This is a genomic window from Vibrio sp. Vb0888, from assembly GCF_033338835.1.
Taxonomy (GTDB): Bacteria; Pseudomonadota; Gammaproteobacteria; order Enterobacterales; family Vibrionaceae; genus Vibrio; species Vibrio alginolyticus.
This window is the reverse complement of record NZ_JAWOTL010000362.1, coordinates 1-1,010: the sequence shown is the minus strand read 5'-3', so window position 1 is coordinate 1,010 and position 1,010 is coordinate 1. Positions and strand designations below refer to the sequence as shown.

At 48.1% G+C, this 1,010-nt stretch carries 1 protein-coding gene and 1 pseudogene; both read left to right on the top strand.

Going from position 1 to position 1,010, the window contains the following annotated elements:
* A partial coding sequence (locus R7P72_RS26280; protein WP_318111215.1) for a winged helix-turn-helix domain-containing protein occupies positions 1 to 314 on the top strand: 314 nt, incomplete at its 5' end.
* Between the two features lie 106 nt (positions 315 to 420).
* Positions 421 to 1,010 (top strand): annotated as a pseudogene (envZ, locus tag R7P72_RS26275) (two-component system sensor histidine kinase EnvZ); the annotation flags it as partial.

The window sequence follows — 1,010 nt, the reverse complement described above, 5'->3', positions numbered from 1 at the left end:
AAGTGGTCGAGTTTGGTGAGTTTCGTTTGAATCTCGGCACGCGTGAAATGTTCCGTGGTGATGAGGCGATGCCATTAACATCGGGTGAATTTGCGGTGTTGAAATCACTGGTAACCAACGCGCGTGAGCCAATGTCGCGTGATAAGCTGATGAACATGGCGCGTGGTCGTGAATACTCGGCGATGGAGCGTTCTATCGACGTACAAATTTCTCGTCTACGCCGCATGCTGGAAGACGATCCGAGCAAACCTCGCTACATCCAGACCGTATGGGGTTTAGGTTACGTATTTGTCCCAGACGGTAAAGAGTCGTAACTCTTACTCGCTTAACCGGCAATCGGTTTTTAAAACTTCGGCCATCAAATTTCCTTCTTAATATGGTGGTCGAGGTTTTCGCAATTAGGATCATCAGGAAATTTCCATGCGAATCCGAAGTTCACTGACACAATCTATTCTACTGTTCATCTCCTTGCTTCTCGCTAGCCAAGTCTTTTCTTATTACGCCGTTTTTAACTACGCGTTGATGCCAAGCCTGCAACAGTTCAACAAAATTCTTGCTCATGAGTTGAATCTGGTTCTCGATGAAGATGGCCCGCTCAAATCGGATGCACCATTGCGTCGCCAGTTATTAGAAAGGTTGGGCGTGACAGTTCACAGCATCAACAGCGAGAAGGCGGTTGAGTTTAACCATGCGATGTCTATTGATTTGATGTCGGAGGAAATGACTCAAGAGCTAGGCTCACCAACCGAAGTTCGCCTGCTGCTGGGTAGTGAAAGCTACATTTTGTGGATGCACATCGAGAAGCTGCCCAATTCCATTATTCGCATCCCGCTGTCTGAGCTGCAAGAAGAGGACTTTGCGCCGCTATTTCGTAACAGCCTGATCATGGCGCTATTAATTATCGCAGGTGGTTGGTTGTTTATTCGCTTGCAAAACCGGCCATTATTGGCGTTGCAACGAGCGGCAGAAGGCGTTGGGAGAGGGGAAATTCCCCCACCGCTACCAGAAAA